The sequence below is a fragment of the Streptomyces sp. JJ66 genome (genome assembly GCF_019303495.1).
Taxonomy (GTDB): domain Bacteria; phylum Actinomycetota; class Actinomycetes; order Streptomycetales; family Streptomycetaceae; genus Streptomyces.
This window is the reverse complement of the sequence record NZ_JAEVFI010000019.1, coordinates 68,002-86,796: the sequence shown is the minus strand read 5'-3', so window position 1 is coordinate 86,796 and position 18,795 is coordinate 68,002. Positions and strand designations below refer to the sequence as shown.

At 70.9% G+C, this 18,795-nt stretch carries 17 protein-coding genes, 1 other RNA gene and 1 riboswitch; of the genes, 5 read left to right on the top strand and 13 right to left on the bottom strand.

Translation table 11 applies throughout. The features are described from left to right. Window positions 1-36 precede the first annotated feature (36 nt). The 3 genes from JJV70_RS15620 to JJV70_RS15610 all read right to left on the bottom strand — a co-directional run bounded on the left by JJV70_RS15620 (window position 37) and on the right by JJV70_RS15610 (window position 4,135). Complete coding sequence (locus JJV70_RS15620) at window positions 37-1,140, bottom strand: serine hydrolase domain-containing protein (RefSeq protein WP_308294831.1); 1,104 nt, start codon at window positions 1,138-1,140, stop codon at window positions 37-39. After that, window positions 1,122-2,435: a multidrug effflux MFS transporter gene (locus tag JJV70_RS15615; RefSeq protein ID WP_219048584.1), complete on the bottom strand. Its 1,314-nt coding sequence runs from the start codon at window positions 2,433-2,435 to the stop codon at window positions 1,122-1,124. Before JJV70_RS15615 ends, JJV70_RS15620 begins: the two co-directional genes overlap by 19 nt. Window positions 2,436-2,509: 74 nt before the next feature. Then, a complete protein-coding gene (locus JJV70_RS15610; protein WP_219048583.1) occupies window positions 2,510-4,135 on the bottom strand; it encodes an alkaline phosphatase in 1,626 nt (541 codons plus the stop codon). Window positions 4,136-4,245: 110 nt separating this feature from the next. Here JJV70_RS15610 and JJV70_RS15605 point away from each other — a divergent pair, with 110 nt between their 5' ends. Beyond that, window positions 4,246-5,049, top strand: coding sequence for an SDR family oxidoreductase (locus tag JJV70_RS15605; RefSeq protein ID WP_219048582.1), 804 nt, complete (start codon window positions 4,246-4,248; stop codon window positions 5,047-5,049). A gap of 86 nt (window positions 5,050-5,135) precedes the next feature. Further along, window positions 5,136-5,378 carry a hypothetical protein gene (locus JJV70_RS15600; protein ID WP_219048581.1) on the top strand — a complete coding sequence of 81 codons (243 nt, stop codon included), beginning with the start codon at window positions 5,136-5,138 and terminating at the stop codon, window positions 5,376-5,378. Between the two features lie 60 nt (window positions 5,379-5,438). On the opposite strand, the gene JJV70_RS15595 is transcribed toward JJV70_RS15600, so the two are convergent. After that, complete coding sequence (locus JJV70_RS15595; RefSeq protein ID WP_219048580.1) at window positions 5,439-6,386, bottom strand: PhzF family phenazine biosynthesis protein; 948 nt, start codon at window positions 6,384-6,386, stop codon at window positions 5,439-5,441. A gap of 306 nt (window positions 6,387-6,692) precedes the next feature. Then, window positions 6,693-7,463, bottom strand: a complete 771-nt coding sequence (locus tag JJV70_RS15590) for a LysM peptidoglycan-binding domain-containing protein (protein ID WP_219048579.1) — start codon at window positions 7,461-7,463, stop codon at window positions 6,693-6,695. A 5-nt stretch (window positions 7,464-7,468) separates the two neighbouring features. Next, window positions 7,469-7,642, bottom strand: a riboswitch (cyclic di-AMP (ydaO/yuaA leader). Between the two features lie 604 nt (window positions 7,643-8,246). On the opposite strand from JJV70_RS15590, the gene JJV70_RS15585 reads away from it, so the two are divergent. Further along, window positions 8,247-9,266 carry a tryptophan--tRNA ligase gene (locus JJV70_RS15585; RefSeq protein WP_219048578.1) on the top strand — a complete coding sequence of 340 codons (1,020 nt, stop codon included), beginning with the start codon at window positions 8,247-8,249 and terminating at the stop codon, window positions 9,264-9,266. 11 nt (window positions 9,267-9,277) lie between these two features. Here the strand turns inward: JJV70_RS15585 and JJV70_RS15580 are convergent, their stop codons facing one another. From JJV70_RS15580 to JJV70_RS15565, 4 genes are read right to left on the bottom strand one after another with little or no spacing between them, the layout of a single operon-like run. Next, the gene (locus JJV70_RS15580; protein WP_219048577.1) at window positions 9,278-10,321 is read right to left on the bottom strand and encodes an FAD-dependent oxidoreductase; all 1,044 of its coding nucleotides are present in this window, start codon (window positions 10,319-10,321) and stop codon (window positions 9,278-9,280) included. Continuing rightward, window positions 10,305-11,216, bottom strand: coding sequence for an NAD-dependent epimerase/dehydratase family protein (locus tag JJV70_RS15575; RefSeq protein WP_219048576.1), 912 nt, complete (start codon window positions 11,214-11,216; stop codon window positions 10,305-10,307). Before JJV70_RS15575 ends, JJV70_RS15580 begins: the two co-directional genes overlap by 17 nt. Beyond that, window positions 11,213-12,214 (bottom strand): hypothetical protein, encoded by a 1,002-nt coding sequence (locus JJV70_RS15570; protein ID WP_219048575.1) that lies wholly within the window; start codon window positions 12,212-12,214, stop codon window positions 11,213-11,215. Before JJV70_RS15570 ends, JJV70_RS15575 begins: the two co-directional genes overlap by 4 nt. Further along, window positions 12,211-13,314: a hypothetical protein gene (locus JJV70_RS15565; RefSeq protein WP_219048574.1), complete on the bottom strand. Its 1,104-nt coding sequence runs from the start codon at window positions 13,312-13,314 to the stop codon at window positions 12,211-12,213. The genes JJV70_RS15570 and JJV70_RS15565 overlap by 4 nt, the downstream gene beginning before the upstream one ends. A gap of 175 nt (window positions 13,315-13,489) precedes the next feature. On the opposite strand from JJV70_RS15565, the gene JJV70_RS15560 reads away from it, so the two are divergent. Both JJV70_RS15560 and JJV70_RS15555 read left to right on the top strand, forming a co-directional pair. Next, a complete protein-coding gene (locus tag JJV70_RS15560; protein ID WP_219048573.1) occupies window positions 13,490-14,530 on the top strand; it encodes an AAA family ATPase in 1,041 nt (346 codons plus the stop codon). Then, window positions 14,527-15,078: a guanylate kinase gene (locus tag JJV70_RS15555; RefSeq protein ID WP_219048572.1), complete on the top strand. Its 552-nt coding sequence runs from the start codon at window positions 14,527-14,529 to the stop codon at window positions 15,076-15,078. The genes JJV70_RS15560 and JJV70_RS15555 overlap by 4 nt, the downstream gene beginning before the upstream one ends. Here JJV70_RS15555 and JJV70_RS15550 read toward each other — a convergent pair. The 4 genes from JJV70_RS15550 to JJV70_RS15535 all read right to left on the bottom strand — a co-directional run bounded on the left by JJV70_RS15550 (window position 15,075) and on the right by JJV70_RS15535 (window position 18,746). Then, on the bottom strand, window positions 15,075-15,917 hold the full coding sequence (locus JJV70_RS15550) for an NAD(P)-dependent oxidoreductase (protein WP_219048571.1): 843 nt from the start codon (window positions 15,915-15,917) through the stop codon (window positions 15,075-15,077). The genes JJV70_RS15555 and JJV70_RS15550 overlap by 4 nt on opposite strands. Further along, window positions 15,914-16,564: an HAD family hydrolase gene (locus tag JJV70_RS15545; protein WP_219048570.1), complete on the bottom strand. Its 651-nt coding sequence runs from the start codon at window positions 16,562-16,564 to the stop codon at window positions 15,914-15,916. The genes JJV70_RS15550 and JJV70_RS15545 overlap by 4 nt, the downstream gene beginning before the upstream one ends. A gap of 304 nt (window positions 16,565-16,868) precedes the next feature. Then, window positions 16,869-17,274: RNase P RNA component class A (gene rnpB / locus JJV70_RS15540), an RNA gene on the bottom strand. Window positions 17,275-17,291: 17 nt separating this feature from the next. Beyond that, window positions 17,292-18,746, bottom strand: coding sequence for an RNB domain-containing ribonuclease (locus tag JJV70_RS15535; protein ID WP_219048569.1), 1,455 nt, complete (start codon window positions 18,744-18,746; stop codon window positions 17,292-17,294). Window positions 18,747-18,795 lie beyond the last annotated feature (49 nt).

The following is an 18,795-nucleotide window of genomic DNA, read 5'->3' as shown; positions in this document are numbered from 1 at the left end:
CCATCGGCGGGCCGCGCGGCCGTGGGGCCGCAGGGCTCAGCGTGCGCTGTCCGTGCCGGGGGCCGGGCAGGCGGCGCGTGCCGCGCGGGCGAGCTGGGTGGCGGCGGTGGCGCGGGGGCGGCTGTCGGGCGGGGCGGGCCGCACGGGGTGCACGGTGGTGGCCAGCAGGACGAGGAAGGTGTCACTCGCACGGTCCAGGACGAGGCTGGTGCCGGTGAAACCGGTGTGGCCAGCGGCACCGCGTCCGGCCAGCTCGCCCATGAACCACGGCTGGTCCACGGCGAAGCCGAGCCCGGGCGCGTCCAGCAGCAGCGCCACGGAGCCGGGCCGCAGGACGGGGCCGCCGCCGGTCAGCAGCGCGCGGCAGAGCACGGCCAGGTCGCGGGCGGTGCCGAACAGCCCGGCGTGGCCGGTGACGCCGCCGAGGGCGTGGGCGTTCTCGTCGTGTACGACGCCGCGCAGCAGACCCCGGTCGGCCCGGGCGCGCGGGCGGCGCTGGTCCTCGGTGGCGGCGGCGCGCGGCACCGGCCCGTAGCCGGTGTGCGCCATGCCCAGCGGGCCGGTGATCTCCTCGCGGACGAGTGCGTCCAGCGGCCGGCCCGTCACCCGCTCCAGAAGGCGGCCGAGCGCGAGGAACCCGAGGTCGGAGTAGCAGGGGCCGGTGCGGGTCAGCGGCTCGCGCCACAGCAGTTCCCAGCCGTGGCCGTCGTGGAACGGCAGCTGGGGCGCGAGCCCGGAGGTGTGGGTGAGCAGCTGGCGCACGGTGACGCGCCCCTTGCCCGCCGCGCCGAACTCCGGCAGGTACCGCGCCACTTCGGCGTCCAGCTCCAGCACGCCGCGCTCGGCCTGCCGCACGGTGAGAAGGGCGGTGACCAGCTTGGTGAGCGAGGCCAGGTCGAACGGCGTGTCCACGGTGACCGGTTCGGGGTCGGCGGCCTCGGTATCGGCGGAGACCCAGCGCAGCGCCCAGCCCGCCGCGTGTTCCACCGCCAGGTACGGCCCGCGCCCGGCGGCCACCACCACGCCGCCGCACCAGCCGCGCCCCGGGAGCGCGTCTACCGTGCGCACGAGGGCGGCCAGCTCGCCCGCGTCCAGTCCGGCCTGTCCGGGCGTGCCCGGTGTCAGGCGGGGCGCTGCCACGGGCGGCACATCCCCACGAAGCACCCGGCCGCGAGGGCCAGCGTGACCAGCTGGACGACGGCCATCGGCACCGCGGTCTGCTCGCCCGCGACCCCCACCAGCGGGGAGGCGACGGCGCCGATGAGGAACTGCGCGGTGCCCAGCAGCGCGGACGCCGAACCCGCGGCGTGCGGGGCGCGCTGGAGGCCCTGGGAGTTGGCGTTGGGCAGCACCAGGCCCATGCCGGACATCAGCACGAACAGCCCGCCCGCGATCGCCACCAGCCCCACCTCGCCGAACACCCCCGCCGTCATCAGCAGCAGCGCGAGCGCGGCCGTCCCGGTGACCCCGAGCCCCACGAGCAGCACCCGGTCCAGCCGCACCCGGCCCACCAGCACCTTGCCGTTGAGCTGCCCGGCGGCGACGAGGCCGACGGAGTTGACCATGAACAGCAGGCTGAACGTCTGCGGCGAGGCGCCGTAGATCTCCTGCACGACGAACGGGGACGCCGCGATGTAGGCGAACAGCGCGGCGAAGGCGAGCGAGCCGGTGAGCAGGTAGCCGGTGAACACCCGGTCACCGAGCAGCCCGCGCATCGCCCGCAGCGCCTGCGGCAGGCCGCCACGGTGCCGCGCGTGACCCGGCAGCGTCTCGGGCAGCCAGCGCAGGGTGACCAGCGTCAGCACGAGGCCGAACCCGGCGAGGAGGAGGAAGAGGCCGCGCCAGTCGGTGAACCGCATCGCCTGGCCGCCGAGCACCGGCGCGAGCACGGGCGCGGTGCCGGAGATGAGCATGAGGGTGGAGAAGAAGCGGGCCATGGCCAGCCCGTCGAACAGGTCACGCACGACGGCGCGGGCTATGACGATGCCCGCCGCCCCCGCGAGGCCCTGCGCCAGCCGGAAGACGGTCAGCGCCTCCACGGTGGGCGCGAACGCGCACGCGGCGCTGGCGGCGACGTAGCAGACCATCCCGGCGAGCAGCGGGCGGCGGCGCCCGAACTGGTCGCTCATCGGCCCGACGACCACCTGCCCGAGCGCGAGGCCGAGCAGGCAGGTGGTCAGGGTGAGCTGTACCTGCGCCGCGCTGCTGCCGAAGGCGGTGCCGACCTCGGGGAGGGCGGGGAGGTACAGGTCCATGGACAGCGGCGGCAGCGCGGTGAGACTGCCGAGGATCAGCGTCAGCAGCAGACCGGCACGCTGCCCCCGGGTCAGTTCCGGGGCGGCGGTCGCCCGGGAGGCGGGCGCCGGGGTGGCGGGCGCTGGGGCGGCGGCTTCGGATGCGGGGACGTTCGCGGCGGCGTCTGGCTGCGCGGGCATGCACTCTCCTTGCTGACGGCGCGCACATTGTGTCAGCCGCTGCGAGGCGCACCCCGGGCGGGAGGCGGCGGGGCCTACGCCCGGCGCAGCCCCGGGTCGCCCGCCGCTGAGACGAAGGACGCCGCCGTGGCGACCGGGGCGCCCGGGGAGGTGACGCCGGTCACCACGCGGTAGTCGGCGCGCAGTTCCCGCTCGGTGAGGGTGAGCCGCACGTAGCCGCGCCGCCCGTCGTAGAAGGCCAGGTGCGGGTTGGCCTCGGTCAGCGTCTCCCAGTTGGCCGGGCGTTCGGCTCCGTTGCCGCCGCTGGAGATCGATGTCGTGACGACCTCCACCCCGGCCGTGCGCGAGCCGGGGTCGTCGGCGTCGCGCTTGATGTCGAAGCCGTAGTGGACGTGGACGTCGCCGGTGAGGACCGCCAGGTTCTCGATTCCGGTGGCGTCGGCGGCCCGCAGGACGCGTTCACGGGCGCCGGGGTAGCCGTCCCAGGCGTCCATGGACAGCGGCGAGGGGTCGGTGACCCGGTTGCGGCGGCGCGAGAAGACCACCTGCTGGGCGAGCACGTTCCAGGTGGCGCGGGAGGAGCGCCAGCCGTCGGTGAGCCAGCGTTCCTGGGCGGCGCCGAGCAGGTGCCGCGAGGGGTCCTGGGACTCGGGGGTGGGCAGCTTCCACCCGTCGCCGTTGGCCTGGTTGTCGCGGTACTGGCGGGTGTCGAGCACGTCGAGCTGCGCGAGCGAGCCGAACCGCAGCCGCCGGTAGAGCTTCAGGTCGGGGCCGGAGGGACGCTGCGGGCGGCGCAGGGGCATGTTCTCCCAGTAGGCGCGGTAGGCGGCGGCGCGGCGGAGCAGGAACTCCTCCGGCGGGACGCTGTTCTCCGGGATGTCACCGGCGTAGTTGTTCTCCGTCTCGTGGTCGTCCCAGGTGACGATCCACGGGTGGGCGGCGTGCGCGGCCTGGAGGTCGGGGTCGCCCTTGTAGAGGGCGTAGCGCAGCCGGTAGTCCTCCAGGGTGACGGTCTCGCGGTGGAAGCGGGCGGGCAGCCGCCGGTCGCCGGTGTAGCCGCGGGCCCCGGCGGCGGCGTTCACCGGGTACTCGTAGAGGTAGTCGCCGAGGTGGAGCACGGCGTCCACGTCGTCGGCGGCCAGGTGCTGGTAGGCGGTGTAGTAGCCCTGGTCGTAGCGCTGGCAGGAGGCGAGTGCGAAGCGCAGGCGGTCCACGCCGCTGGCCGGGGCGGTGCGGGTGCGGCCGACGGGGCTGAGGTGGCCGCCCGCGCGGAAGCGGAAGAAGTAGTCGGTGCCCGGGCGCAGGCCGCGCGGCTCGGCGTGGACGGCGTGGTGGTACTCGGGGTGGGCGATGGCGGTGCCCCGGTGGGCGACGCGGCGGAAGTTCTCGTCGTGCGCCATTTCCCAGTGGACGGGGAGGGCGCGGCGCGGCAGGCCGCTGTCGGGCTGGAAGGGCTCGGGCGCCAGGCGCGTCCAGAGCACGACGGAGTCGGGCAGCGGGTCGCCGGACCCGACGCCGAGGGTGAACGGCTCCGCCCGGAGTTTCATGTCCCTGACATGATGGGCGGCATGGGCGGGCTGGGGAAGGTTCGTGCCGAAGGCGAGGGCGGCGGCGGCACCGGAGACGGTCAGGAACCGGCGGCGGCCCACATGGCGTGCCGCGGCGCGGAGTTCGTTGTCTGCGCTCCCGAAGTGGGTCATGGCGACGAGTGCAGCGGCCACGAGCGGCAGCTGGTTGGCGCGTACGCGACAGCTCGATGGCCATCGCATGACGGCCCGCACCGCACCCGTGCTTCCCGTACGCTGCGGACATGACGGACATCAACAAAAGGTTGAACGAAGTTCCACGGGAGGCCGGGCACGGCTCGGCGCGCAGTGCCGTGGTCACGGGCGCGGGCTCGGGCATCGGCCGCGCCGTGGCGCTCGCGCTGGCCACCGCCGGGTGGACGGTGACCCTCGCCGGGCGCCGGGCGCAGGCGCTGGAGGACACCGCCTCGCTGCTGGACCCCGGCGCCGGACCGGTCGCCGTCGTCCCCGCCGACGTCACCGACGCCGCGTCCGTGCACGCGCTGTTCGCCAGCGCCCGGGACCAGTTCGGCCGGGTGGACCTGCTGTTCAACAACGCGGGCACCTTCGGCCCGGCCGTCCCGCCGGACGAGCTGGACCCCGCCGACTGGGCGGCCGTCGTGGACGTCAACCTCACCGGCGCGTTCCTGTGCGCCCAGGCGGCGTTCCAGGCGATGAAGGAGCAGATGCCGCAGGGGGGCCGCATCATCAACAACGGCTCGATCTCCGCCCACAGCCCCCGTCCGCACTCGGTGGCCTACACCGCCACCAAGCACGCGGTGACGGGCCTGACGAAGTCGCTCTCCCTGGACGGCCGCCCGTACCGTATCGCCTGCGGCCAGATCGACGTGGGCAACGCGGCCACCGAGCTGACCGCGCGCATGCGGACGGGCATCCTCCAGGCTGACGGCACCACCGCCGTCGAACCGGTGATGGACGCCGCCGACGTCGCCCGCACGGTACTCCACATGGCGGAGCTGCCACTGGAGGCCAACGTGCAGTTCGCGACGGTGCTGGCGACGGGCATGCCCTACATCGGCCGGGGCTGACCGGCCCCGGGACGCCCGCGCCGCGCCCAGCACGTTCGGCGGACCCCGGCATGCGGAGAGCGCCCGGCCGTGTGCAGGGTGGAGCCATGCACGCGCGAACCCCGGACGAGCCGCCGTACCGGGTCGTGGTCGGTTCCTTCGGCGACGACCACGGCTACCGGCTGGTGTGGCTGCGCGGCGTCGGCTGGGAACCGCTGACGGAGGAGGAGCTCGAACCCCGGGTGCGCGAGCTGTTCCCCGACATCGACATGACCGACCCCCAGCAGGTGCACTGGGTGGACCGGGAGGAGTCCTGGCCCGCCGCCTGGCACGAGGACGACGAGGGCTGAGCCCAGGGCTGGCCCTTGCCGCCGCTGCCGCCCGCTCCGAGCGGCCGTCAGCCTGGCGCGTCAGGCGTCGGGCGTCGGGCGTCGGGCGTCAGGGCGCGGAACGTCGTCAGGTCCCGGGATGCGGACGGCCGAGCCCGAGACGTGGACCCGTGGGTCGCCTTGGCGCAGCTCCACCGTCAGCACGCCGGGGCGGCCCATATCTACGCCCTGGTGCAGGGTGAGAGTGGCGGTGTCCGGCACCCGGCCCAGCTCGCGCAGGTAACCGCCGAGGGCTGCGGCGGCCGCACCCGTGGCCGGGTCCTCCACCACCCCGCCGACCGGGAACGGGTCCCGCACGTGGAAGACCGTGGGGTCCGCCGCGTCCCGCCACACCAGCTGAAGCGTGGTCAGCTCCAGGCGCAGCATGAACGTCTTGAGCCGCTTGACGTCGTAGTCGAGGTCCGCCAGCCGCTCCCGGGTGGCGGCGGCCAGCACCAGGTGCCGGGCTCCGGCGAAGGCGATGCGCGTCGGCAGCGCGGCATCGAGTTCGCTGGCCGACCAGCCCAGCGCGGCCAGCGCCTCGGCCACGTCCGGCTCCGCGACCGCCTCCGTCACCGGCGGCACGCTGGACAGCGTGGCCCGCAGCCCGCCGGAAGGTGTGCGGGCGACAGCGACGGGCACGGCACCCACGGGTGTGGCGAACACCAGCTCCCCGGGGCCGACGCGCTCGGCCAGCGCCACCGCCGCGGCCACCGTGGCGTGACCGCAAAACGGCACCTCGGCGAGCGGGCTGAAGTACCGCACGCCGAAGCCACGGCCCGGTGGCGCGGTGAGCCCGGCGGGCGGTGGCGTCAGGAACGCCGTCTCCGAGTAGCCGACGTCGGCCGCCACCGCGAGCATCGCCGCGTCCGTCATCCCGGCCGCCTCCAGCACGACTCCGGCCGGGTTCCCCCCGTCCGGCGTGTCCGAGAACGCCGTGTAGCGCACCACCCCGGCGCGCCGCCCCTCACTGCTTGCGTGGTTCCCCATAACCGAGGGCAACGGCGAACTCCCGCTGGGTATTCCCCGGCGCCCGGCACCGTCGCGGCCCACGGCCGTTCGCCCGGGGTAACGCGGCTTCGATTCCTCGGCGACGTGCGTTCACCTGGGCCGGGGCGCTCCCGGCGAGCCTCGCCGCACCGGGCGCCGACGCCGGTTGGGGCGAGGGCGGAGGGGCCGACGCCGACCCGGCCGACACCGACCCGGCCGCCGTCACCCGGCGCGGCAGCGCCCCGGGGCGCACCGGTGGGGTCCCGGTGGCCTCGGGGCGCTGACGGCGTGCCGCGCGTCGGCGGCTCAGTACGGGCCGTTGACGTTGTCGATGGAACCGTAGCGGTCAGCCGCGTAGTTGCAGGCCGCCACGATGTTGGCCACCGGGTCGTACTGGTCGTGCGGGGTCCCGGCGACGTGGTAGGCGTCGAACGTCGGCTTGATGACCTGGAGCAGACCGATCGACGGGGTGCCGTTCTGGGCGTTGATGTCCCAGTTGTTGATGGCGCTCGGGTTGCCGCTGGACTCGCGCATGATGTTGCGGTGGATGCCCTCGTAGGTGCCCGGAATGCCGTGGGCCTCCATGATGTCCAGGGCCTCGTTGATCCAGCCGTCCAGGTTGTTCGGGTAGGAGGACTTGGCGACGGCGGGCACGGCGGCGCGCTCGGCCGACCGGCTGGCCGCCTGCTCACCCCGGTCCTCGCCAGCGGTGAGAGCGAGCTCCTGACCGGGGAGGATCAGGTTCGGGTCGGCGCCGATGGTCTCGCGGTTGGCGTCGTACAGGGCCTCCCAGCCACCCTCGACGCCCTCGGCGGTGGCGATGCCGTTCAGCGTGTCACCGCTGACGACGGTGTAGAGGTCCGTTGCCTCGGGCGCGGCGGGCGCCTGGGCGACGGACAGCGCGCCGGTCTGCGCACCGGCCTGCACAACGGACGGCGCGGGGGCCGCGTTCGCCGTGGCGGCCGTGGCCAGCGGCGCGGCGATCCCGGCTCCACCGGCGGCGAGCACGAGGGAGACGCGGGAGACGTGACGGGTGACGGTCGAGGTGCGCGAGCGGCGGTGGCGACCCTGAGACATAGGTGTGTTCCTCTCCTACGCCTGCGAGGTGAGCTGTCGGATTCGGGCCGGAGTAGCCCGGCCACACCTTGCGTCCGCGAATGCGAACGAGGCATGGCTTCACCCCAAGCCGCCCGCGCTCGCGCACGTGCGGCACTTACCTGGTTCCCCCGCTCCTGCCGTGGCGGCTGCAAGTCAGTCCCCGACCGGGCGGCAGGATTCGGCGTCCCGGCTGTGAGGGCCCCCGCGATGCGGTGCGGTGGCGGAGGACACGTAAGCACAAGCAGGAGACGGGCGACAAGAAGGACGAAGAAACCTCGTACCTTCCACACAACAACCGGACCCCCGCTTCACCACGGTCCGCACCGGATCACCCGCCGAGCGTGACCCGCCCCACCCCACACCCGCAGCCAAGTCACCCTCCACCGACACCACCTGACCCCGAGCCAGCAAACACCCCCACCCCGTGCAATTGCACCCGCACACGGTTCCGTGAACTCCGCCACACCCCCGATTCCCCACAGGCAAGCTTCTTTCACAGCAACGGAAATAAGCTCCTAGGGCGATATTATCCCTAATGCACCTTTCGCTCACCTGGTGACCAGAAACTTCTCGTACTCCGCCCGGCGACAGCGTCGGTCCACCCACCAGAACCTCGGCCCCCGCGCGGGAAAGAGGCGACAGAGCAGCCCGGTGTTCGAGGCCGTTCGTGGGCCATGGGCGCCCGATGGAGGCGGACGCGGAGGACGGTGGCCAAGCGGGCAAAGGGCGCTACCCGAGTGCTCGCACCGATAGTCTTTCCTCATGGTGACTGCTGATTCGAAGGTGTCGCTCACCGGCATCAAGCCGACCGGGGAACCGCATCTCGGCAACTTCATCGGTGCGATCAAACCGGCCTTGGAGCTGGCTGGCGGGGCCGAGTCGATCTACTTCATCGCCGACTACCACGCGCTGACGTCGGTGCGTGACCCGGAGTTGCTTCGGCGATGGACTCGTTCGGTGGCGGCCACCTGGCTGGCGGCGGGGCTCGATCCAGAGCGCACGATCTTCTACCGCCAGTCCGACGTGCCGGAGATCTTCGAGCTCCACTGGGTCCTGTCGTGCTTCAGCGCCAAGGGGTTGATGAACCGCGCTCACGCTTACAAGGCGGCGCGGGACCGGAACCGTGAAGCGGGTGTGGAAGAGCTCGACGCCGGGATCAACATGGGCCTGTTCAACTACCCCGTGCTGATGGCGGTGGACATCCTGATCATGGAAGCCGACCTCGTCCCGGTCGGGAAGGACCAGCTGCAACACGTCGAGTACGCGGCGGACATCGCCGGGGCGTTCAACGCCGTCTACGGCGACAGCTTCCAGCTGAAGGTCCCCAAGGCAGTCGTACCGGCCGAGGACACCGGACGAACGCTGCCCGGCACCGACGGGCGGAAGATGAGCAAGTCGTACAACAACACCATCCGGCTGTTCGCCCCCGAGACGGAGCTGCGGAAGACCGTCCGGCGGATTCCCACGGACAGTACCCCGGTGGAGGCACCGAAGGACCCCGACAGCTCCGCCGTCTTCCAGCTGCTCAGCCACTTTGCGGACCCCAAGACGTTGACCGAGGTCCGCACTCGGCTGGAAGCGGGCGGCATGGGGTGGGGCGAACTGAAGAACACCCTGCATGTCGTATTGAACGAGCGCTTGAGCCCCATGCGCGAGCGTTACGAGACGCTCATGCAGCCGGGCAGCGAGCTGGAAGAACTGCTGGCCCTCGGTGCTGCCAAGGCACGGCGACGAGCCCAGCCGGTGCTGGAGCAGGTACGCAAGGCGATCGGAATCGGCTGATCGCAGGGCTGTCAGTCCCTCGCCGCAACCGCTTGAGCGACCTGGTCGGCCGCGTGCCAGGCGGTGGTCCACTTGCCCGGGAGGCAGACGATCAGGTTCGTCACTCGCCCCCAGCCAGGCGGTGCATACCCGAGATCAACCACGACCGCCGACGGGTCGGCATGGGGACCCGACGGTTCGGCGGCGTGGCCCCACCGGAGCTGCAGCCTCTCAGCGGGAATTTCTGGCCAGCGACGTGAGAGCGCCACCGCGAGCCGGTAGCGCTCCTTCGCGGCATCAGTGGGGGCGCTGGGTCGGCCGGGCAGAGCTGCCTTGATGCCGTCGCCTTGTGGGCTGGTGGCGAGCATGTCCCCATCGAGCCAGTAGGTGAGTGGGAGCCGTGGCAGAGGACCCTCCAGCACGCCGTACGGCAGGTTCCCGATGGTGAGCGGGTGCTGAATGCCGAGCAGATTGAGCAGCTGGACTGTGCGGTGGCCAGCGGCCAGGACGAGAGTGCCGGGCCGGTAGTACCCGGCGTCAGGACTCCACAGCACCACCTCAGCGCCGGAGATGACCGGTGCGCACGTCTCTGGTGGAGCCAGGTCCACTCCGTGGGCGACCGCGTACCCGACGACCTTGGAGTGCAAGGCGGCCACGTCTACGGAGAAGTCGGGCAGAGCGAAGGCCCTCGCGGAGCCGAGGAACGCCTGGTTCCCGTATTCGCCCAGCTCGGAGCCGGACAACGGTTTTGCGGGTATCCCGAGGTTCGACCATGCCTGCGTGTAGCGCTCCACCTCCTTATGGGAGGAGAAGAGCGCCACGCCCGGTGTGCGCGGGATATCGCTGCCGAGCAGACCGAACCATCGGGACCTGTGCCGCCAGCAGGCAGTGGCGACATCGAGGAGCACGGGGGCGTAAACCGCTCCCGAGTGGAGCTGACCGAAGTTCTGCAGGGACGCTCCGGCGACGCGGTCGCCGTGGCACCGGACGCGGCAGCCCTCCTCGGCCAGTCGCACAGCGGCGGTGAGACCGGCAAAGCCGGTGCCAAGGACGACGGTGTCAGGGGCGTTCTTCATAGTGCTCCTCCGGTAGCGCGGTCTGTGCCCCAGCGGTGACGATCAACGACCGAGAAACGCCGAGGCGCCGGGCGAAGCCGCGGACGAGCCGCTCGGGAGCGCCGTGATGGTCGATCTGGACGCGGATGCGGGGCGGCAGGAGTGCCAGCCCTGCATGGCTTGCCCGGCGATGCGCGGCGGGGCAGTTCCGGCTGACGGTGCGAGAGAGCGCGAGGGCACCGAGAAAGGTGGGCAGCCCGGCCAGACCGCGCTGTACGTAGGGATGCGGATAGCTGCCTCGAACGACCCAGAGCGAGCGGCCGGCGGGATCCTGGCTGATGGCCGCCAAGGATGTGGCAGCGGCCACGTAGGTGCAACTGTTGCCAATGATCGTGCGGGTGGTGTTGCCGACGCCGCGTAATTCTGCCTCGAACAGTTGGGGCAACAACACCAGGTCGATACGGCCCAACCGCGCATAGCGGAAGGCTTGTGTGCGCTTCGCTTGACCGTAGGGTGTCTGCAGCGTGCGCGGGGCCAAGGCTGCCGTCGTGCTGGCCGCGAGGACACGGACGGTGAACCCGTTGGTGGCCAGCGTGTGCTGTGCTCGGAGGGTGAAGGCGGTTGCAGCGCGGATCGAGCGTCGCATTGCGGTGACGCTGGCCCGGTCGAGGAGGAGATCGGCGAAGACGACCTCCTCCTCGTCGCCCAGCAGGCGGCAGAGACGTTTCTGGATCTGAGGCCGCTGCGCCGTCGCCGTCAGGTCTGCCTGCATCCACTCCGCTCTCGTCTCACTCGTGGCGACCGGCCTGCGGGAGATGCCGATGACTCGGCGCCCTTGTGCCCGAAGCGTCTCCACGAGGTGCTGGCCAAGACGGCCGGTAGCTCCGAGCACCACGTACACCGGTCCGGTGGTCACCGCCCGCACCCCCGCCAGACCTTGGCGAAGGTAGCGAACGTCTCGATGAACCGCTGCTTGGCCAGCTCCCAGGCGGCGGGCTTCTGCCGCCTGTGCTGGAAAGCGGCGCGGGCCTGGTCAATTTCGGGCATGGCCCACCCGCTGCTGAGCTCGATCGCCGACAGCAACGGGCGCTGGCTCGCCTCGTCGGGGACGAGGATGCGCCCAGCGATTTCGTCGTCGGCCATGCCAAGGTGGATGCCGGAGGCGGGGATGCTCTTCGACATCTTGGGGTAGCCCCCAAGCCCCTCCAGGACGCGGAAGTACAGGGCTCCGAGCTCAACCCGCCAACCGAGGCTGAGCTCGCCGGCTTCACCCTGCCGCTGGAGGACGAGCCGGGACAGCTCAGTGAAGTAGCTCTCCTCCAGCCCCGAGAGCATCAGCACGCGCGCCGCGCCTGCCTCGGCAGGCCCAAGAATGTCGGCAACCGTGTAGAGCGCATCCACCGTGACGCCGATTTCGCTGCCAAGCAAGCCGTGATCCTGGTAGAGGTCGACCAGATCCTCGTGATGGTCAAGGAAGTCCTGTCGGGTGAGGAACCGAGCGATTCGCCCGCACCGCACGAGGTTGGCCGGGTCGATGTGGGAGCGCAGTTGCACCGGGGCGAGGGCTGCCTGGGAGTCGAGTCCGATTGCCCGCGTGAAGCGAAACATCTGATCACGAACGGCGACGAGTTGATCCCACTGCACGTTGCGGGAGTTCCAGGCGCCCAGCTCCGAGACGACGACAGTCATCGGCACCCGCAGGTACCGTTGCATTTCGATCACCCCGAGCATCACGGACAGAGTGCCGGCGGTCGGGGCGTTGGTCGGGCCGAAGCCGGTGACGACGGCAAGCGGTCGGTCGGGGTCACTGGGCAGGATGTCTTGCGCTCGGTCATGGTGGGTGAAGCGGCGGGCCAGCGGGCCGAGTGTCTTGGTGGCCCAGCCGTCGGTGGCGGACAGCGGCTGATGAGTCATCGGATTCCCTTCGAGTCGGCAGTGCGAAGGCGTGAGAGGAGTCGCTGAGCACGGCCGTCCAGCCGCGCCTCGCGAACCAGCCGGAGCGCCTCGTCCTCGCTGGCCTTGAGCCGCGAGGCGGCGAGGATGGCCGCAGCGTTGTGCTCGACCAGCTCGGTGGCGGCCGGGTCGCCACCCGGACGGAGGGCGTCGATCAGAACTTCCGCGTTCGTCTGGTGATCGGAACGGTGTCGCACTGCCCGCTGCCACCGAGTGGAGGAACCGTCCCCACGACGGCGCACGAGCTGCACGTCGCCGTGTTGCAGCAGTGCGCTGGTAGTCGCACCGAAAGGGGCGATTTCGTCGATCCGCTGGTCGGGGCCGATCCAGGTCGTGACGACCCGGCCGCGCGCGATGTCCGGTCGCGCGGCATGGATGCCCAGCGCGGCGGTTCGCACGTCGTCGTGGGCCAGCCCGTGCAAGAAGGCGTCGGCCTTCACGGCCAGGGTCGCCGTCGGCATAAAGAACCCCAAAGGGCTGAGGAAGTCGAACCTGCCGTCGTACCGGGCCGCGTAACGGGGGCAGAAGGAGGCGTAGTTGATGAAGGCGATGCCGTGGGTGCCGACGAGCTCCGGGATGCGGGCTGGTTCGGTCAGGGCGGGAACGCCGAGCGCTGCGAGGACGTCGGATGAGCCCGAGACGGCGGATACCGAGGAGGAGGTGCCCTTGACTACGCTGACCCCGCTGGCGGCAGCCAGCAGCGCAGCTGCCGTCGACACGTTGAACGTCTTGAAGGTCTCCTTCCCGCTGCCCGAGACGATCACAGTGCCGTCCGGAGTCGGCACCGGACTGGCCAGTAACGCGGCGAGCGTGTCGTCAAACGCGACGACCTCCGCCCAGATCTGCGCCGCCAAAGCCGGGGTGAAGCGACCTGCGCTGAGCATCCGACGCGCCCAAGCGCGCCAACCGTCGTCAGCTTCATATCCGTCGTCGTGAAGCGCCTCCACGAACGGCTGGATGTCGAGGGAGCGAGAGTCGTCGGTGACGTCCGAAGAAGAGAGACATCGCTGGCGAGGTAGTGAGGATGACGTGAAGCCGGAGCATGACGCGTGATGGAACATCGTGCGGCCTCCAGGCAGTTCGTACCGGTGGGCGCTGTTGCCATGACCATCACAGCGGGCATAGCGTGATCTCTGTATCACTGAAAGTTTCCGAGGCTGCTCGCCGTCCCGTTCAACGAATCTTCAACATCCGCTTACACATGGGATCGGCGGACTCGGCTCTACGCTCCGGAACATGCCGAAGAACAGCGAGCTGGTGGAGGATTTGGGCAGGGACCGCTCGGGATGGCGTCCCGAGAAGCTGCGTGAGATGCGGGAAGCCCACGGCCTCACCTTGGAGGCCACTGGTGAGCGGCTGCGCGAGACCGCGCGCTGCGCAGGGCTCTCAGCGCCGGCTGCCAATTTCCAGACGCTGTGGCAGCACGAGCAGGGAGAGGTCTTCCCAGGTCCGCACTACCGGCGTGCGTACTGCCTGCTCTATCAGGCCACCGAGCCCGAACTCGGCTTCCGCAAAGCCCTCCCCGGCGAAGAGGTCGACCATCAGTTGACCAAGTTCTCGGAGCGCGTGGACAGCGGCCATGTGCAAGCAGTCGTGCAGGCACTCAAGCACCTGGTGCCAACGTCGGCCGAGGACTGCGGGAAAGACGTTCAGCAGAAGATTCTCGACGCCTGGCGACGACGGCACACTGGTGGTGACCAACACAGGCCGTCGCTCCTGCTGATCGGTGGCTTCGCGGGGAGCGGAAAGTCGGAGTTCGCTCGGTTCATCTCCCACCTCACCGGTTGGCCGCTCCTCGACAAGGACCCGCTCACCCGGCCCCTGGTGGAACGCCTTCTCACCGCACTCGGCTGCGACCCCAACGACCGCCATTCCGAGACCTACAGGACCCAAGTGCGGCCGCTGGAGTACCAGTGCCTCATGGAGTCCATCCTCGCCAACGTCGAGTGCGGCATCTCCACAGTGGCCACGGCCCCCTTCATCGCCGAGATGACCAGCCCCACATGGATGCGGAGGCTGGTCAACCGCTGCGCCGCGTACAAGGTGGACGTAACACCCATCTGGCTCGAGTGCGACGCCGATTCCATGCGCGAGTACATCGCGTTCCGGTCCGCCGCCCGCGACGCCTGGAAGCTCAGCAACTGGACTCAGTACCTAGACGGGCTCGATCTCGACCTTCGCCCGGCAATCCCCCACCTCGTCGTCGACAACCGTTTCGGCTCGGCCATCGCCGTCACCGACCAAGCTCGATACGCCCTCGGGGTGGCGCACGCATGAAGACCGGGATCATCCTTTACGGCCCACCAGCCAGCGGCAAGGACACCATCACCGCCGCCCTCACCGAACAGAACCCGCAACTCGTTCTGTTCACCAGGCTCAAGATCGGCGAAGGACGCAGCCAGGGCTACCGAATGGGAACCGTCGAGCAGCTCGACCAGCTCGAAGCGACCGGCGATGTCATCTACCGGAACGACCGCTACAACAACATCTACGTGGTAGATCGCCCAGGACTCGACGCCGTGTACACGGCCGGACAGGTCCCAGTCGTCCACCTGGGACAGATCGCCGGCATACGTGCGCTCACCGCCCGCTATCCGGCAACCTGGCTTGCCGTCCGGCTCTCCTGCCCCCGGAACGTGACCGAACAGCGCTCTGCCCTGCGCGGCGATACAGACACCCAGGCCCGCCTCGCAGCCTGGGACGCCACCGACACCGACCTACAGGCCAATGCCACCACACGTTGGGACCTGCACCTACGGACCGATCAGCAGCCCGCCCGGGAGTCTGCCCTGGCCGTCCTCAAGGCGCTGGCGCAGGTCGGCTAACGGAGGTGATGCAGCCGACTCAGCGCCTCCTCCATGGTCAACTCGGCATCCCGCTCCTCTTGCCAACGAAGCAGTGCCCCCGCTGCCCCGCGCACAGGCTCACCGGGTAGCCCACACGACTCCAACACGTCGGCCGCTTCCGTCAACTCTGGTGCCCAACGCCATGCTCGGGCAGCTGTCTTGGCGATGTAGTTCGGTTCGGCCAGGTAGCTCCCCGATCGGCCTTCCGCCACCTCCAGCAGCTCCTCCTCGACACCGTGGTCCGCAGCCATCGCGTAGGAAAGCGCTGCAAGCACCCGAGACGCCTTCTGGTAACTCGTGTAGGCAAGCTTGAGGGCACTGGCCTGGCCCAACTCGAAGCCGAGCCGCCGCGTGCGAACGTCGGTGCCGACGAACAGCTCCTCCACCTGCGCGACTGCCTCGCCGGGGCCGGACAGGAACAGCTGTGGCTGCTTGTCACCGCGCGGGGGCGATCCGATCAACGAACCATCCACGACCGTGGCGTCGGGAAGCGTGGCCGCCACCCGGCCGACCCTCTCTGGAGCAATGGCGTTGGCCTCGACGTACACACCTTGGTAGCCGCATGCCGCAACGTCGTTGGCCACCGCCGCCGCAGTCGCCGGGGGACAAATCGACAACAGGACCTGGCTGCGCTCCACCAAGTGTCCCAGGCTCGACACCTCGGTCAGCCCAGCCTCGACCGCGCGGCGGCGGGTAGCCACGCTGCGGCCCTCCGAACACCACAGAACCGTCGCCCCATTGCCGTGGGCCTGGGCAGCTACCGCCGCACCCATGCTGCCCGGATGCAAGATCCCCGCCACAGCCCGCTGGCCGGTCATACGCGCGCTCCTTCAAGTCCGAGGAGAAGATCGATGGCGTCCGCAGCGCCGGAGACCACGTGGTCGGCCTCGACGACGCGATCGGTGCCATCCGATATCCAGATCGTTCGCAGACCGGCGGCTCGGCCGCCCGTGACATCGTTCTGCGCGCTGTCGCCGGTCGTCCAGCCACCCAGGTGTCCGTCGGCGCCCACCAGCCGAACCGCCTCGTGGAAGATGCCCACATCCGGCTTACGGCAGCCGACCTCTTCCGAGATGCAGACGGCGTCAACTCTCAGATCGAGCCCCGCGCTGGCCATCTTCGCCCGCTGAATGTCCCCGGCACCGTTCGTCACGACGCCCACCAGCCATCCAGCATCACGCAGCCGCTCAAGCCCGGATAGCACCTCCGGCGCGCAGGTCACCGCACCAGCCATGCACAAGGTGTACCGCTGCCACAGCTCCTCCACCGGCACCGAGACGGCGAACCGCTCGCGAAGCCTTTCGAAGTCGCTGCGGTAAGCGCGCTCGTACATCGCTTCCAGCAACCACTGCTCAACATCCCAAGCGAAGCTGAGATCGGAGCAGAAAGCACGGACGCACGACCGGAACCCCCGTGAGCGATCAACGAGGGTGTCATCCAGGTCGAAGAACGCGAGTCGCTGCACAGACTGGACTCTACTGTTCGACTCGGAGGGGATCGAAACTCCCGAGTAGGTCATGCCACGGTCGTGGAAGCGGCCTGCCCCGGCAGGATGACGCCCGCTCAGAAGAGAGCCCGTGGCGGCCACACTCAGGCCCGCCAGGGGACCCGGCAGGCCGTGCTCCCGCCGCCACAGGATCGCCACACAGCACCGAGAAACACCCGGAAAGAGTTACAAAGAGTGAGCAATCGTGACTTCACTCAGCAAGCGCGGAGAGGCCCCTGACCAGGTAAAACACCAGTTCAGGGGCCTCTCCGTGCGGAAGCGGCAGACGAGTCGTGCTGTACGCCGGATTCTGTCTCCGCCGGTCCTCGCGGGCCGGCGGGAGGCGGCCATCCATCTGGGGCCGGTGTCGCCACCGGCCTCGTGCGGTCTACCCGCGAACTCGGGCGAGCAGCCCTCGGTCGTCCGCGCAGGGCCGTCGCGTGACGGCCCCTTGTGACCTTGCTCCGGGTGGGGTTTACCGAGCCGCCCAGGTCACCCTGGGCGCTGGTGGTCTCTTACACCACCGTTTCACCCTTACCGGACGCCGCGTGGCGGCTCCGGCGGTCTGTTTTCTGTGGCACTTTCCCGTGGGTCGCCCCAGGTAGGCGTTACCTACCACCCTGCTCTGCGGAGTCCGGACGTTCCTCGGCGGACCCGGCTGGGCCCGACGCGGCCGCCCGCACGGCTCGTCTGCCGTACCGGCATCCTACGCCGGGGCGAAGCTCACCGGTGACCGGCCCGGGTCGGCGTGCAGCAGGCGGACGCGCAGGGGGCGGCCCAGCGGCAGGGGCGGGCCGTCCGGCGGTGCGCTGACGCGGCCGATGACGGCGGGCTCGCGCAGGGCGACGGTGCCCTGGTGCGGCGCGTTCTCGCGGACGTCGATGACGTAGCCGTCGAAGACGTCGCCCACGTGGTCCCACAGCACGGCGGCCTCCAGCAGTTCCACGCACGCGCGCTCCACCTGGTGCGCACGGCGGTGGCCGGTGTCCATCTCGCCGGGCAGGGCCGCCAGCGCGCCGCTCACCCAGTCGGGCGGTGCGGTGCCCGCGACGGCGGCCAGACACAGCTCCCCGGCGTACCGGTCCGCCAGGCGGCGCAGGGGCGCGGTGACGTGGGCGTACGGGGCGGCGACGGCGGCGTGCACGGTGTGCCCGGGCGGCGGGCGGCCGGGGCCGAACACGGTATAGCCCGCGCCGCGCAGCAGCGTCGTGCACTCCAGCAGGAACGCGGCGTGGGCGGGACGGCGCGGGTCGAGGGTGCGGACGAGTTCGGCGTAGGAGGTGTGGCGGGGCCAGTCGATGCCCAGCGCACCGGCGACGCGGTGCAGCCGGGCGACGGCGCCGTCCGGCGCGGCGGGCAGCGTGCGCAGAATTCCGGTGCCCGAGCCGAGCATCACCTCGGCGGCGGCCATGCCGGTGAGCAGGGAGAGCTGCGCGTTCCAGCCCTCGACGGGCAGGGGGGCGCGGTAGGCGAGGCGGTAGCTGTCGCCGTGGGGCACGATGTTCTGCTCGGGGACGGTGAGCGAGACCCCGCCCCGGGCGCGTTCGCGCTCCTCGCGCAGGCGGCCGACGTCGCGGAGCAGGGCGAGGGCGTGTTCGGCGGTGCCGTCGTCGAGGGCGCGTTGCGCGGTGGTGTAGTCCAAACGGGCGTGTGGGCGGACGAGGGCGCGGCGCACGTGGGCGTGGGTGAGGGCGCCGTCGGCGTCGAGGTCGAGCCGCCACAGCAGGGCGGGGCGGACGGCGTCGGGCAGCAGGCTCGCGGCGTCTTCGGCGATGCGGTGGGGGTGGAGCGGGACGCGCAGGTCGGGAAAGTACAGGGTGGCCACGCGGCGGTGGGCCTCGGTGTCCAGGGGGTGGCCCGGGGTGACGAAGGCGGCGACGTCGGCGATGGCGTAGTGCACGCGGTAGCCGCCGTGCGGGCGGCGGGCGAGGTGCATGGCCTGGTCGAGGTCGCGGGAGCCGGGCGGGTCGAGGGTGAACATGGCCAGGTGGGTGGCGTCCTCGGCGGGCAGGCGCGGCGTGCGGGCGGAGCGCTCGGCGTCGGCGAGGACGGACGCGGGGAAGGTGTGCGGGACGCCGAGCCGGTGGCGCAGCTCCTCCAGCGCGGTGCGCAGCGCGGCGCCGCCCTCGGTGCCGGTCACCTTCAGATGGCGGCTGGGCATACGGCGAGCGTAGGGCCGTACGCTGCTGGTCGCCGCTTGTGCCGGGCGC